Raw genomic sequence first — 13,827 nt, 5'->3', positions numbered from 1 at the left:
GGCTCGGGTTCGGAAACCGCAAGAGATCCCCATGGAGTCCGCAAAGCCCCGCAATAAGCCGCTCAAGCGGCCCTCGCAAGCACGCGCCCGATTCACGGTTGAGGCCATCTACGAAGCCTTCGTTCGGATTCTTCGCCAACGCGGCTGGAGTGGCGTGACCACCCGCGCAGTCGCGCTGGAAACCGGCGTTGCCGTAGGCACGCTCTACGACTATTTCCCCAGTAAGGAAGCCCTGCTTTCCGGCTATGTCCGCCACCAGCTCGACCTGCTGTTGCAGCGTCTGGAGCGGGAAGTGGTGCTGGCAACGGGCGTCGACTGGCAGACCCGCGTGCGACGTCTGGTACGACTTTCTTGTGGCCATTCGCAGGAGCAGGCGAGGCCATTCTTCGATAACGAGCTGATGGAGTTGGAGCGCCTCATCGCCGAACCCTGGCACCACCAGCGCGTTTACCAGGAGCTGGCGGGCAAGTGGCGCGAAGCGGTGGCGGCCTGCTCCGACATGCCGCGCCAACCGCGTCCGGAAAGCATTGATGCGCTGTTCGTAGCCGTGTGGGGCGGGCGTCGTTACGGTCTCACTGCACAGCTTACGGCGCAGCAGGTGGAGGCCTGGTTGGTGGAAATGGAAGAACTCTGCTGCGCGCGCATCCTGATGGAAACGGCCCGTGCCGAGTCGGATTCAGCGCCACAGGTTTCGTTCTGAGTTCAGGCGGCAATCAGCATGAAAAAAGGGCAGCCAAGCCGCCCTTCCTGTGAGCCCGATTCCGCAACTCAGTGATACTGCTGCAATCGCAGTTCGGTGCTTTCCGGCAGCACCGCGCGCTCCTCACCCGGAGTCTCCAGCTCGCTCTCCATCGCATCCTGTTGGCGTGCAAGCAGGCCGAAGAGGGTGGTAATGGGGTGCAGCGGGCGCTTCTGTGCCACTTGACCGTTGCTTTCGGCGGCTTGGGTGGGCGGCGGCAGCGGTTCGGTGCTGACCCGGAAGTCGCTGATCTCGATCACGCCCCGGCCTTCGGCCAGCAGGTGGAAGGAGAAGGCCTTGCGCGCTTCGGGGTTGTCGAAGGCGAAATTGACCTTCAGCGGCTTACCCTGTTTCAGCAGGGGCATTTCCGGGATCGGCAAGGCCACGTCGCGCTCGAACTCCTTGGCCTTCAGGCGCAACTGGGCTCCCTGCTTGTCCATGCGCAGCACCTTGATTGTCATCTGCACGCTGGTGCGGCTGTCCTTCGGCAATTCCATGTACTGGGCGCCGATCAGGTTGTCGGCCCAGTCATCCTTGGCCTTCTCTTTCAGGCGAATCCGTTCGCGGGTCGCGAACTGGTATTCCTGTCCGAGGTTGCCGCCTTGCAGCGACTGGTCAAGCATTGTCGCGCGCTGGGAAATCAGGCGGGCCTTCTTGCCGCTGTAGCTGCCCTGGTAGCGGGCCTCGTCGGCGATGAAACCCTCGCTCTGGTAGCGTCGGCAGACCTGACGGAAGTCGCACTCGGTGAAGGTCTGCTTGCCGTCGTGGTAGCGCAGCTTGCCGTTGGTGTAGGACATGATCTCGCGGCCTGTCTCGTAGTCGCGGAAGAGCGAGCGACCGGAGAGGTTCTGCGGTACCCGGTAGCCGAAGTAGTCGAGAATCGAGGCGGTCAGGTCGACATGCCCGTACACGCCGCTCTTGATTGGCGGTAGCGAGGCCTGCTCGGGAGCCAGCACCAGGTTGAAACCCCACGCCGAGGCGAGGCGAACGTTCTCGATGCCGTGGGATTCATCCGAGGTGACGATCACCAGGGTGTTCTTCAGGACACCCTGTTTCTCCAGACCTGTGAGGAATGCATCCACTGCGTCGTCCAGGTAGGCGATCGCCGCCTTCTTGGCGTCCGGATAGCGCATGAGGTATTCGGCCGGGGCGGAGTAGGGCTGGTGGGTGCCGACGGTAAGCAGGGTGAGCATCCACGGCTTCTTCTGCTGGCGCAGTTGCTTCACGTAAGTCTGCGCGCCTTCGAAGAAGGCCTTGTCGTCCATGCCCCAGGGGAATTCCAGATAGGCCTTGTTGCGGAACCAGTCGCGCCCCAGAGTCTTGTCGAAGCCCATCTGCGGCATGATCTTGTCTTTGGCCATGAAGCGCAGACCGGCCCCCTGGAGGAAGTGGGTGCTGAAGCCGTGCTGGTGCATTTGCGCGGGCAGGCAGGCCTTGGCCCGGGCCGGGTTGTTCAGCAGCTCCAGGCCCTTGGGCGTGCCCGAGTCCAGTTTGCTGTAGTCGCCGCAGAGCATGGCGTACAGACCGCGGATGGTCTGGTGGCTGTGCAGCACATAGTCCGGCGTGGTCATGGCGCGTTCGGCCCAGGCGCTGAGCTTGGGCATCAGCGAATCCTGGTAGCTGCTGTTGATCGCGGCACGGTTGGCAGCGATGTAGGTGCCGGGGATGCCTTCCAGGGTGATCACCAGCACGTTGCGCGCACGACCGGGGCCTGAGAGCAGCGGCGTGCCGCCCAGGTCCAGGCGCGCCAGCCCGGCGATGTCCGGCGGAACGTCGGGCTTGTCGCCATCGAGCCAGTCCTCGACGGCAAGCTGGCCGACATTCACCGCACTGGCCATGAGCTTGTGCGGCAGGTTGAATTGTTTCCACTGGTCGGCGTCGCTGGGCTGCACGGATTGCAGGGCGACGTGCCCCATCAGCAAGGCCGCTGGCGTGGCGAACCACTTCCAGTTCAGCGGGCGGTGCCCGCGTCGCCAGCACAATAGGCAGGCCAGCAGGCTGGCACCCAGCGCAAGGCCCAGGTACGGGTGGGTGATACCGCCGCCCTGGGTGGAGTGACTGACGAACTGCGGGTCGAGCAGGTATTTGAGGTCGCTCGTTTCCGGCATGCGCCCAACGGCGCCGATCAACTCGGCATTGCCGAGGATCAGCATGCACCAGAACAGCATCAACGGGAGTGCCAGCAACAGTGAACGGCCATAGAGCAGCACGATCAGGAAGCTGCCGAACGCGAGGTCGGAGAGATAGCCGAAGGGATTGGACCAGCCCAGCCAGTAGCGGCTGGCGAGGGGAATCACCAGAAAAAGCACGCCAAGTGTTGCGAGCGAAAGGGATTGCGACAGCCAACGGCTGAATGGGCGCACAGGAACTCCTGAGATGTGACAGTGAGAATCCGTCTAGTGATGCCGGAATACATGGTCGCGCTTGCGACGACACGATTTTGAAACATCGTTGTGCTAGCGACCAGTAGACAGTTTTGCAGAATGAAAATTCAGGGAGCTTTCTACGACGCATCGGGCGATGAAAGGCTGTTTTGCCTGGCTTCGTGGTGTCTGCTCCAGACTACGCCACTCGTGGTCCGGCGGCCGGCCAGCAGGTAGAATGCCGCCTCGACTTACAGAGGTTGCGAAGATGGCACTTATCGGGCGTTTCAATTCACTTCAGGTGGCCAAGCACACCGACTTCGGGCTGTACCTGGATGGCGGCCCGGACGGCGAAATCCTGCTGCCCAAACGCTACGTGCCCAAGGACCAACCCACCGAAGTGGGTGACTGGTTGAATGTCTTCCTTTATCTGGATAGCGAAGACCGCCCGGTAGCCACCACCCTCAAGCCCAAGGTGCAGGTCGGCGGTTTCGCCAGCCTCAAGGTGGCCGAGATCAATCGCATAGGCCTGTTCCTCGACTGGGGTCTGCCCAAGGACTTGCTGCTGCCCCACTCGGAAGAGAAGCGCCCGCTGCAGGTTGGCGACTACTGCGTGGTACACGTCTACCTCGACAAGCGTACCCGCCGCATCACCGCAACCGCCCGCCTGGATCGCTACCTGGACATCACCCCGCCACACTACAAGCCTGGCCAGGAAGTTGACCTGCTGGTGGTCGAGAAGACCGACCTGGGCTACAAGGCCATCATCGACGGCAAGCACTGGGGCCTGCTGCACAAGAACGAAGTCTTCAAGTTCGTGCGCAATGGCATGCGTGAGAAGGGCTACATCCGGGAGGTCCGTCCCGATGGCAAGATCAGCCTGAGCCTGCAACCGGTGGGCGTGGAGGCGGTCAGTGGCCTCGGTGAGCAGATCATCGCCGCGCTGCGCGCGGAGGGTGGGGTGCTGAAGCTTTCCGACAAGAGTCCGCCGGAACTGATCAGCCAGCGTTTCGGCGCCAGCAAGGGCAATTTCAAGAAGGCCATCGGCGGCCTTTACAAGCAGGGTCTGATCCGCATCGAAGACGACCGTATCGAGTTGCTCTGAATTACCCGGAGGCCGCGCTTGCAGCGGCCTTGAATACAAAGCCCCCGGTCAGGAGTTCGCTTCTGTCGGGGGCTTTGCATTTCAAGGGTCTTGCAAATTGCACGCTGAAATCCCCCCGAATCGTGCGCAATGCATGGAAAAAACTGTTCAAAAAAATTGCAACCGACTGATTTATTTCGTGTTTCCGTTGTCATAGCGCTGGCATGCACGCTGCAAACTGGGTGCAGGAGCAATCATTTTTTCTGGGAGAGAAGACATGGATCTGGATTTTGACAAGCTGATCGGCGCCTTTCCGGAATACGAATTGAGCACCAAGCCTCGGCCAGATGGGGGCTTTGTGCTGACGCTGGAGCGCGAGGGGAAATTTTTCCAGCGCGTGGTGGCGGCAACGGCGCAACTGGATTGGCTGGTCAGTACGCTCCGGCGCGACCTGGCGCTGGAGCATGGTGAAGTTCCGCCGGTGGAGTCACTGAAGGTACTTCATAGGAAGCCCTTGCCGCGCTACCTGCGCGCTTGAGGCCGGTAGGCCGCGACAGGGAAATCGCGGCCGGATTCGCCAGGGATCAGGTCTCGACGCCGGAGGGTGGCAACATGGCGTCCTCTTCCTTGCCCTCATTCTTGTTCGATGGCGCACGCGGTTGCTCTTCGCGGGCTTCGTCCTTCTTCGGTTCACCCAGCAACTCCTTTGCCGAGGCCTGGGCTTCGTCCACTTGCTTGTTCAATTCGTTGACCGCTTCGCCGATGGCTTCCCGGGCGATTTCCTGGGCGGCTGCCTCGGCTTTCTCCGCCAACTTGTTGGCCGACTCCTCGGCCAGCTCGCAGCCGGCGAGGCTGACCAGAAGTCCGGCACCGAGCAGCAGGGCGGTGAGGCGGGGGGCAGGTTTCATGCGATGTTTCTCCAATTGCGACACGCGGCGGCCATCATTGCCTACGGCACGCTCTGAGGAAACTAGCGGACCGGGCGAATCTGTATACGGACGTTTCTGACCTTTCGCGCAGGGGAAAGCCCCGGGGTCCACAGCGGCGACTGATTAGAGCCCGGGGCTTGGGGTCGGCACACGCCGGCCTCGAATAGACTGACCGGCGGATTGGGTCGGGGTTCCACGCGGCAGCGCAAAGTGGGTTGTTTCACTAGGCTTAGCGAGGCAACCAACGCTGAGGCTCGGTCGAGATGGGCAAGGTCCTGGGGCTGGTCAAGTTCTGCTCGCTGATGCTGGCTCCGCTCCTGGCCCAGGCACAGGAGGTGAGCTTCGACGATATCCAGCCCATCCTCCAGGCGCGCTGCGTGATGTGCCATTCCGGCGATGGAGCTCCGCTCGGCCTGCGCCTGACAAGCCTGGAAGAACTGCTCAAGGGCAGCAAAAGTCGGCAGGTGGTAGTCAGTGGCGATCCGGCAGGCAGCGAACTGATCCGCCGCCTCAAGGGGCAGAGCCAGCCGCGCATGCCGATGACCGGGCCGCCTTTCCTGAGTGACGGCGAGATTGCGCTGGTCGAGGGCTGGATCGTCGGCGGGTTGCAGCCTGGAAGCCGGCCGGCGGATTCGATGGTCGAGCCCGCGCCATTGCAGCGTCCGTCCGAAGGGCGGCCGGTGACCTACGAACATGTGGCACCGATCTTCGCCAGCCGCTGCGTCAAGTGTCATTCCCCCTACGGCCTGATGGGCTCTGCCCCGGAAGGCCTGCTACTGAACTCCTACGCCGCCATCCTCGATCGTCACGAGCGCTTGCGCGTGGTACCAGGCGCCTCGGGAGCCAGTGAGCTGGTACGGCGGGTTCGTGGCCAGTCGCAACCACAGATGCCCTACGACGGGCCGCCCTTTCTCAGCGATGAGGAAATCCAGTTGATCGTCGACTGGATCGACCAGGGTGCCCGCGATACCAACGGCCAGCCGGCACCCAGCCCGGTGGGTTCGCGGGTGCGGCTGCAGGGCGTGCTGGGAGAGGGTTGGACCCTGGATTCTTTGCAACTGGTCGTCGGACCTGGCACTCGTATCGACAAGTCGCCAGGTGTCGGGGACTTCGTGGAAGTGCGCGGGCGTCTGGGGCAGGACGGCCAGGTGCTGGTGGAACGCATCCGTCGGCGCTGAACGCCGTCTCGAAGCCGCTTTCCCAGCGGCAGTCAGGCCTCGGAAGTGGCCAACGCCTTGCGCTGCCGGCGACCGCGTAGCAACTCGGCGCCACTGACCAGCACGATGCCACCCAGCACCAGGGTGGCGCCAATGGCGAAGGACAGGTCGATCGTCTCCCCTAGTACCAGCACGCCGAAGGTCACGCCGAACAGCGGGGTCATGAAGGACAGCACCGACAGGCGGGTCGCCAGGTAGCGGCGAAGCAGCCAGAACCAGGCCAAGTAGCTCACCAGCGCGATAACCACCACTTGGAACGCCAGGCTGATGACTGCCTTATGGGTCAGTTGCAGATCGGTCTTGCCCGTACTGAAGGCCACGACAGTGAGCAACAGGACTGCGCCGAACAATTGGTAGAAGAGTGTTTTTACCGGGTTGGCCTCGGAAAGCGACGAACCACGGATCACCAGGGTCGTGGCACCCCAGGCGACGGCTCCACACAGCGCATACGCATCACCCAGCAATACGTTGCCGGGGGCTCCGGATGGCTGGCCGAGGAAGGCCGTGGCGATGCCGCCGAAGGCCACCATCACGCCGAGCCACTGTAAGGGGGAGAGGCGTTCCTCCGGCAGCATCAGATGCAGGCCGAGGGCGGCGAACATGGGGGCCGTATAGAGGAACACCGACAGGTGCGAGGCGCTGGTGTGGTTGAGCCCCTCGCCAATGAACAGGAATTCCAAGGCGAACAGCGTGCCAACCGCGATTCCGGGCAGCAGGGTTCCATCGGTGAAGGCGCCGCGACCTTCTTTCCACAACACCAGCGCGCCCAGCACCAGGGCAGCACCGCCGGAGCGGACGGCCAACTGCAGGATGGAGGGAACGTCGTCCAGGGTCAGCTTGATCGCCACCTGCTGGAAACCCCAGCAGATGCAAAGGACGAACATCAGTCCACAGGCGAACCAGTCCAGGGGAAGGCGGGAGGGTTTCATCGTTCGACTCACAAGGCAAAGGGGCACGGCAGAGGCCGCCAATGGGCGCAGGATCGGTCCTCGGGCGCCTTGCATTCAAACGATGATTTGTCATCATGCTTTGACTTGAACTCAAAGCGAAGCCGCCATGCGTCTCCCCTCGCTCATCGCCTTGCGCACCTTCGAGGTCGCCGCGCGAAGCCGCAATTTCACTGAGGCCGCCCAGGAGCTTTCCGTAACGCCGGGAGCGGTGAGCCGACAGATCCGGCTGCTGGAGAGTGAGCTGGGCGTGAGCCTGTTCGACCGCACGCGCAATACCGTCACGCTCAATGACAATGGACACCGCTTGGCCGCCACGGTCACCCAGGCGTTCGAGTTGCTCACCCGTGGCGCGGACGAGCTGCGCGGCCAGGACGAAGGCCCCATCCACATCACCTGTGCGCCGTCCATCGCCAGCCACTGGTTGATGCGTCGACTCAACCAGTTTGCCGCCAGCAATCCGGACATCACCCTCAGCCTGGAGGCTACCGAGCAACTGGTGGACCTGGAGCGCGGCGAGGCCACCCTGGCCATCCGCTTCACCTCCACCGATATGCCCATGCCCGCCAGCGAGTTGCTGTTTCTCGAAGAATTCTTCCCCGTCTGCAGCCCGGCTTACCTGGAGCAGTTCGGCCCGATACGCGAGCCTCGAGACATGCTGGGTGCAAGGCTTATCCACACCCACTGGAAAAACTCCGCCAATCTGCATCTGCCCAGTTGGGAAGACTGGTTCTCCACGTATGTTGGCGAGCCGGGGCCGATCAAGGGGGGAATGCGATTCGGCCTGATCGGCCACGCCATCCAGGGAGCAGTGAGTGGCCAGGGATTCGCCCTGGGGTCAACTGCCCTGGCTTGCGACGATATCGCCAACGGGCGGCTGGTACTGCCTTTCGGCGAGAGGGGGCGCTTGCCGACGCCCTGGGCCTATCGGCTGGCGTGGAGTCGCCGGTCGCCACCGGCGGAAAAGGTGCGGCGCCTGATCGACTGGCTACTGGCGGAAGCGCGCGCCAGCACGGTGCCGGATCAGGGCTGAAGGGATAAGGATTGAAGCGGCGGATGACGCCGAGCGTTGCATCCGCCGTCGCGAGGAAGGTTTACATCATCTTGCGCAACTGATGCAGACGGTGTTGCAGAACCTCGGCCCAATCCGGCGTGGCCTGGCCCGTGCCAGCGGTCCTGAGCATCGGGTGGTGGCTGACGACGCGGGCGAGGATGGGCTCCTGGGTGGGTTTCACGTCGACGAAGAACACATGCTTGCCTTCGTCCAGCGTGCGCTGGAAGCGCTTAACCACGGCATTGGGTGTCTGTATTCCGAACAGGCTGCCTTCCCAGACACTGAAGCCGAACAGCGCGATCGCGAGGAAGATGAAGGGAATCCACCCGGCCGCCGTACCGGTCCAGCCACTGAGCCAGGCCACCAGCATCACCAGGGCCGCAAGTGCGAGGCCGATGCCGACACCAATCAGGCCGGAGTGCACCATGTCACGCTTCATCACGGAGGAGACATCGTGCAAGTGGTAATGCTCCAGGTCGGCATCGCGTTCGCTGAGCACGTGGATCTGCTCGTGGTCGATGCCCTGGGCCTCGAGCTCGTCTTCGACCTTTTCCAGGTCCTTGAGGTTGTCGCTGATGTAGTAGTGCCGCTGCATGGGACACCTCCCATCTGGCTGGCGCCGGGCCCCCGTCCGACCGTTACCCCCGGTTTCCGGCCGCTGCCGGCCTGTCTGGAAGTTTAGTCGGGTGAGTCTTGCTGCAAGCGGCATCCGCCCATCGGCAGGGCGGTGGCGCCGGGCGGAAGGTCTTGCACCTGTCCGCCCCGGGGCGCCCAGAGGGTCTTACTTGTTGCCGATGCGGATATGGCGGCTCGGCGCGACCTGGGCGCTGACACCCTTGGCGATTTCCTGGATCTCGCCACCCTTGTTCAGGAAGGCGGCAATCTGAGCTTCCAGGGCTTCGCTGCTGGTGGTTGCTGCCGGCGGCTTGGGGGTGCTGCTATGGGAGGTCTTGATGCGCATTTCACTTTCTCTGTACGTGGTGGCCGATGGTTGGCCATTCGGAACGACTGAAAAAAAAACCGGCCCGAAGGCCGGTTCTTTTATCGGCTTGTGCTTACAGCACTTGCACTTCGTCGGCTTGCATGCCTTTTTGGCCCTGCACAGCGATGAAGGAGACCTTCTGGCCTTCCTTCAGGCTTTTGAAACCGGCGCTTTGGATAGAACGGTAGTGAACGAACAGGTCCGGACCGTTATCGGTGGTAATGAAGCCGAAGCCCTTTTCATCGTTGAACCACTTGACGGTACCGGTTTGGCGCTCGGACATTGGAATGTCTCCTAGAAACTGAGTTATTGCTGGGCTGGACCGTTCCAGCCTGTCACTGAGTGCAGAGAGTCGGCAACCGATGAAGAAGGGACCGCTAAAGTACAGACCGTTTCCCGGTGACACATGCATCACAGCGCTCGACACAATACCTGTGCTTTCGAGGAATGCCTAACCTTTTATTCGCCAGCCGTCTGATCAGGTCGCCCAGGCAACCCTTCTGCGAACACGCAAGGATCGATCGACGAATGGCACAACATCCGCAGGTGTCGCAAATCCGTCACTCCACTCCGGGGAACTCTGCGTAGGGCATCTGCGGTGCGTGCCCTGGTGGCACGTAGGCCGGCGCCACGCTGCCGGCCGGGCCCAGGTTGCGGATGTAATGGAAGATCGCCGTGAGGTCGCGGTCCTCCATCCGGCGCAGGTTGAACCAGGGCATCGGAGGTCGCCATTCCCGCCGGGCATGTTCCAGCCACTGTGCCTCGCTGAGATTCTGCGCCACCAGGCGCAGGTTGGACGCATAGGTGGTGCCCCAGGGACCGCGCCAGCCCAGTGGGCTACCGGTCAGCCACTGGCCTTCGGCCACTTGCCCGGACGATTCCATCCAGCCTGCCGTATGGCAGTCGTTGCAGCCGGAAACCTGGATCAGGTAGCGCCCGCGAGCGACGTCATCGCTCTCGGCCATGGTCGGAAACACCAGGAAGGCGAGCGCGGTGGCGAACCATCTAATGAGACGAACGCCCAAGGCGCCGAACTGCGCCCAGGGAGTGGCGAAGGGCAGGGACATGATGGCATCCACAGGAGAAAAGCGACCCCGAAAACGATAGCAGCACCGATGTGGTTGCGATGGACGGCATCGCACCGGGCGGGTTGCTTGATCCGCATCAAGGCAATCGGGCCTTGGCTGATCGAGGGCATTCCCGATGACCTGTAGCCGCTCTGGCTGACCCTTAGCGCTTCTTGCGTGGTCTTCTTCTTCGCCTCAGAGCTGCCGCACAACAACTTCAGATTCATTGTTCGCGAAGCGCTTGGAGAGTTCGAATTCGCCCGCCTCGGCGGTGAAGGGTTTGGTGTCAACCTCTGGGACATCACGCATGAAGAGGTCCAGAGGCGCATGCAGGTGCTCCTGACGACGGTGCGGGAAGCACCGGCAGCCAACCCGGTGATGATTAGTGTCGGCGTGGGCAGGCTGGACGCCGGCGACAGCCTCAATCAGGCGCTCATCAAGGCCGACCAGACCCTCTACGACTCCAAGCACAACGGTCGCAACCGCTTTACCTACGCCCCCTGAGGCGCGGCCTGTTCCTGAACCACCAGTTCCAGCCACTCCATGAACGCGCGCACGCGCCGGGGGAGCCGGCGGTGGGCGTAGAGCAGGGTCACTTCCAGTGGCGGCGCCTGGAATTCCGGCAGGAACGCTACCAGTTCGCCGCTTTCCAGGAATTCGCGCACACCATGCCGCGGCACCTGGATCAGCCCCAGCCCGCCCAGGCAGGCGGCGCTGTAAGCTTCAGCGTTGTTCACCGTCAGGCTGCCGGCCATGGGCAGGTAGTGGACCCTGCCACTGGCGAGGTACTCGAAGCCCGGGGGCCGACTGCCCAATATCGACACGTAATGCACCAGCCGATGGCCGGCGAGATCTTCCAGCGAGTGCGGTACGCCATGGGTGGCGAGGTAGGCACGGCTGGCGACATTCACCACCGGGAAGGCTCCCAGAGGGCGCGCTACCAGCGATGTGTCCAGCAGAGGCCCGACTCGCAGCACCAGGTCGAAGCCTTCGCGCACAAGGTCCACCCGGCGGTCGGTACTGCTGACTTCCAGCTCGACTCCCGGATGCAGGTCGGTGAACTCGACCAGGCGCGGCATCACCACCTTGCGTGCAAGAACAGTGGGCATGTCCACCCGGATACGGCCAGATAATGCTGTGGCGTCCTGGCGGAACAAGCCCTCCAGTTCGTCCATCTGCGCCAGCAGCTCGCGACTGCGTTCATGCAGCAGAAGACCGTCCTGGGTCGCCCGGACCTTGCGTGTGGTGCGTTGCAGCAAGCGCGTGCCCAGGAGTTCTTCCAGCGCCTGTATCTGGTCAGACACGGTGGAACGGGGCAGGCCAAGGCTGTCTGCGGCCTGGGTAAAACTTGACAGTTCGCTGACCCGTACGAAGGTTCTCAGTAGCTCCAGCTTGTTCATCCGTGTGGCGCCTCTTTCCGGATTATTCGGGTTTGCCGCTCAGTGATTCCGATAGCGGATTATTTATCGCATGTAAGCCGGACAATAAGCTCCTCACCACATCCACCACCTGCAACCAGGAGCACTGCAATGACCCGCAAGATTGCACTCATCACCGGAGCCAGCCGAGGCCTCGGCAAAAGCATGGCGCAGCACCTGGCGGCCCAGGGTATCGACATCATCGGCACCTACCACAGCAAGCTGGAGGACGCCGAATCCCTCAGCCGCGAGATCATGGACCTCGGCGGACACGCCGCCATGCTCCAGCTGGACGTGAGCAAGAGCGCCACCTTCGAAACCTTCACCGCCAGCCTGGGGCGCTTGCTGAAGACCGAGTTCGGCCGCGACAATTTCGACTTCCTGGTGAACAACGCGGGCATCGGCATCCATGCCAGCTTTGCCGAAACCACCGAGGAACAGTTCGACCAACTGGTGAACGTCCAGCTCAAGGGGCCGTTCTTCCTCACCCAGAAGCTCCTGCCTCTGATCGCCGACGGTGGACGCATCCTGAATATTTCCACGGGGCTGGCGCGCTTCGCGCTGCCGGGCTATGCCGCCTACGCGGCGATGAAGGGCGGCATCGAAGTGCTGACCCGCTACCAGGCCAAGGAGCTGGGCGCGCGTGGGATTTCCGTGAACGTGCTGGCCCCCGGCGCCATCGAGACCGACTTCGGCGGCGGCGTGGTGCGCGACAACTCCCAGGTCAATGCCTTCATCGCCGGCAATACTGCTCTCGGCCGCGTCGGCCTGCCGGAAGACATTGGCGCAGCCGTGGCCATGCTGCTCTCTGACGCGGGACGCTGGATCAATGGGCAGCGGGTGGAAGCGTCGGGTGGGATGTTCCTCTGAGGGCGTGCGGCGCAGCGGCTCATCACGGGAGAAGGCCTCGCCCGGCAACTTGAATCGGCTCAATGCGTGCTTATTCCTTCCGGGCCTTGATCAGGAATCAATCGGACTTTACCCCGCGATGACCTGCCTTGCCCGGCGAGGCAGGGAGGCCATACTCCTGACCACTGAGGACGTCGGCAGCCCCGGCTGCCGGGCGTTCGTCCCATGACTCGGCAATAGAGATCAGCCCGCACTGGCGTTTCCGCAACCGGAGGACGATTGCCATGCGTTCGGTTAAGAAAATCCTGGTCGTCATCCCCCTCGATTCCGAGTCCGAAGCCCTCGAGCGGGGACTGCAGATTGCTCAGAAGCTTGACGCAACCCTCAACCTTCTGCTTTGCGATCCGAGCGATAGCTCCTCCGGGGTACTCGACCAATACCTGGTCGGGCTCCTGCGCTCGGGCGTGCATGCGCGAGGTACGGTGGCACGGGTAGATTTTGATCGTGCGAGTAACGCCATCCTGGAAGCCTGTCGCACCCAATCGTGCGACCTGGTAATCAAGCAACACCGTTCCGCTGGACGCCTGAGCCAACTGCTGATGACTCCCGATGATTGGCAGCTGTTGCGCCAGGTACCCACACCGCTGCTCCTGATCCGGGGGGGACGCGTCTGGGAAGGCGGCACCGTTCTCGCTGGCATGGATGTCGAGCACCAGGACGCGGCACACGTCGCGTTGCAGGGCAATGTAATGGAACACGCCAACTTCCTCCGCGGCCTGTTCGGTGCCGCCTTGCATGTGGTGAGCGCCTATTCGCCGGCCAGGCTGCCCCAGGCCGACCCGGAGCAGACCCTCGACCAGGTCATCGCCCGCCATTGCCATGAGCAGTGCCGCTGGTTCATGGAGGAATACGAGCTGCCCGAGCATTGCCTGCATCTTGGCGAAGGCCCGGCCCGAACATTGATTCCGCAGATTGCCCACCAACTCGAGGCGGGGCTTACCGTGCTGGGCACCGTCGCCCGTCAGGGGCTGGCAGGCGCGCTGGTGGGCAACACGGCGGAGGCCGTGCTCGATCGGTTGGAGGGCGATCTGCTGGTGATCAAGCCAGAGGCTGCGTTGGAGGAGGCGGCGCCCGACGGCCATCGCGCAGCCTGACCCAACCCATAAAACGACGCCCTC

General features: G+C 62.9%; 16 protein-coding genes. 8 read left to right on the top strand and 8 right to left on the bottom strand.

Annotation, left to right across the window (positions count from 1 at the left end):
- Positions 1–31: 31 nt before the first annotated feature.
- Positions 32–700 carry a TetR/AcrR family transcriptional regulator gene (locus tag D6Z43_RS11360; protein WP_120652146.1) on the top strand — a complete coding sequence of 223 codons (669 nt, stop codon included), beginning with the start codon at positions 32–34 and terminating at the stop codon, positions 698–700.
- Between the two features lie 68 nt (positions 701–768).
- Here the strand turns inward: D6Z43_RS11360 and D6Z43_RS11355 are convergent, their stop codons facing one another.
- On the bottom strand, positions 769–3,102 hold the full coding sequence (locus D6Z43_RS11355) for an LTA synthase family protein (RefSeq protein ID WP_120652144.1): 2,334 nt from the start codon (positions 3,100–3,102) through the stop codon (positions 769–771).
- 268 nt (positions 3,103–3,370) lie between these two features.
- Between D6Z43_RS11355 and D6Z43_RS11350 the strand changes: the two genes are divergently transcribed.
- Positions 3,371–4,207 (top strand): S1 RNA-binding domain-containing protein, encoded by an 837-nt coding sequence (locus D6Z43_RS11350; RefSeq protein ID WP_120652142.1) that lies wholly within the window; start codon positions 3,371–3,373, stop codon positions 4,205–4,207.
- A 256-nt stretch (positions 4,208–4,463) separates the two neighbouring features.
- On the top strand, positions 4,464–4,724 hold the full coding sequence (locus D6Z43_RS11345; protein WP_120652140.1) for a DUF3509 domain-containing protein: 261 nt from the start codon (positions 4,464–4,466) through the stop codon (positions 4,722–4,724).
- A gap of 46 nt (positions 4,725–4,770) precedes the next feature.
- On the opposite strand, the gene D6Z43_RS11340 is transcribed toward D6Z43_RS11345, so the two are convergent.
- Complete coding sequence (locus D6Z43_RS11340; protein WP_120652138.1) at positions 4,771–5,094, bottom strand: hypothetical protein; 324 nt, start codon at positions 5,092–5,094, stop codon at positions 4,771–4,773.
- A 284-nt stretch (positions 5,095–5,378) separates the two neighbouring features.
- Here D6Z43_RS11340 and D6Z43_RS11335 point away from each other — a divergent pair, with 284 nt between their 5' ends.
- Positions 5,379–6,293, top strand: coding sequence for a c-type cytochrome domain-containing protein (locus tag D6Z43_RS11335; protein ID WP_120652135.1), 915 nt, complete (start codon positions 5,379–5,381; stop codon positions 6,291–6,293).
- Between the two features lie 32 nt (positions 6,294–6,325).
- Here D6Z43_RS11335 and D6Z43_RS11330 read toward each other — a convergent pair whose 3' ends face one another.
- Positions 6,326–7,261, bottom strand: coding sequence for a DMT family transporter (locus D6Z43_RS11330; RefSeq protein ID WP_120652134.1), 936 nt, complete (start codon positions 7,259–7,261; stop codon positions 6,326–6,328).
- 127 nt (positions 7,262–7,388) lie between these two features.
- On the opposite strand from D6Z43_RS11330, the gene D6Z43_RS11325 reads away from it, so the two are divergent.
- Positions 7,389–8,312 (top strand): LysR substrate-binding domain-containing protein, encoded by a 924-nt coding sequence (locus D6Z43_RS11325; RefSeq protein ID WP_120652132.1) that lies wholly within the window; start codon positions 7,389–7,391, stop codon positions 8,310–8,312.
- 61 nt (positions 8,313–8,373) lie between these two features.
- Here the strand turns inward: D6Z43_RS11325 and D6Z43_RS11320 are convergent, their stop codons facing one another.
- The 4 genes from D6Z43_RS11320 to D6Z43_RS11305 form a co-directional block, all read right to left on the bottom strand.
- Positions 8,374–8,928, bottom strand: coding sequence for a magnesium transporter (locus tag D6Z43_RS11320; RefSeq protein WP_120652130.1), 555 nt, complete (start codon positions 8,926–8,928; stop codon positions 8,374–8,376).
- 186 nt (positions 8,929–9,114) lie between these two features.
- Positions 9,115–9,294, bottom strand: coding sequence for a hypothetical protein (locus D6Z43_RS11315; RefSeq protein ID WP_028626729.1), 180 nt, complete (start codon positions 9,292–9,294; stop codon positions 9,115–9,117).
- A 94-nt stretch (positions 9,295–9,388) separates the two neighbouring features.
- The gene (locus D6Z43_RS11310; RefSeq protein ID WP_120652128.1) at positions 9,389–9,598 is read right to left on the bottom strand and encodes a cold-shock protein; all 210 of its coding nucleotides are present in this window, start codon (positions 9,596–9,598) and stop codon (positions 9,389–9,391) included.
- A gap of 277 nt (positions 9,599–9,875) precedes the next feature.
- Positions 9,876–10,382, bottom strand: coding sequence for a cytochrome C (locus D6Z43_RS11305; protein ID WP_256660991.1), 507 nt, complete (start codon positions 10,380–10,382; stop codon positions 9,876–9,878).
- 177 nt (positions 10,383–10,559) lie between these two features.
- On the opposite strand from D6Z43_RS11305, the gene D6Z43_RS11300 reads away from it, so the two are divergent.
- Positions 10,560–10,886 carry a diguanylate cyclase domain-containing protein gene (locus D6Z43_RS11300; protein WP_256660990.1) on the top strand — a complete coding sequence of 109 codons (327 nt, stop codon included), beginning with the start codon at positions 10,560–10,562 and terminating at the stop codon, positions 10,884–10,886.
- On the opposite strand, the gene D6Z43_RS11295 is transcribed toward D6Z43_RS11300, so the two are convergent.
- The gene (locus D6Z43_RS11295; RefSeq protein ID WP_120652125.1) at positions 10,874–11,782 is read right to left on the bottom strand and encodes a LysR family transcriptional regulator; all 909 of its coding nucleotides are present in this window, start codon (positions 11,780–11,782) and stop codon (positions 10,874–10,876) included. The genes D6Z43_RS11300 and D6Z43_RS11295 overlap by 13 nt on opposite strands.
- Positions 11,783–11,911: 129 nt before the next feature.
- Between D6Z43_RS11295 and D6Z43_RS11290 the strand changes: the two genes are divergently transcribed.
- Entirely contained in the window at positions 11,912–12,670 is a 759-nt protein-coding gene (locus D6Z43_RS11290; protein ID WP_120652124.1) for an SDR family NAD(P)-dependent oxidoreductase, read from the top strand.
- Positions 12,671–12,933: 263 nt separating this feature from the next.
- Positions 12,934–13,803: a universal stress protein gene (locus D6Z43_RS11285; RefSeq protein WP_120652122.1), complete on the top strand. Its 870-nt coding sequence runs from the start codon at positions 12,934–12,936 to the stop codon at positions 13,801–13,803.
- The last annotated feature ends 24 nt before the right edge of the window (positions 13,804–13,827 follow it).

It is taken from the genome of Pseudomonas sp. DY-1 (genome assembly GCF_003626975.1).
GTDB lineage: Bacteria > Pseudomonadota > Gammaproteobacteria > Pseudomonadales > Pseudomonadaceae > Metapseudomonas.
This window is presented reverse-complemented; position numbering and strand designations above follow the sequence as displayed.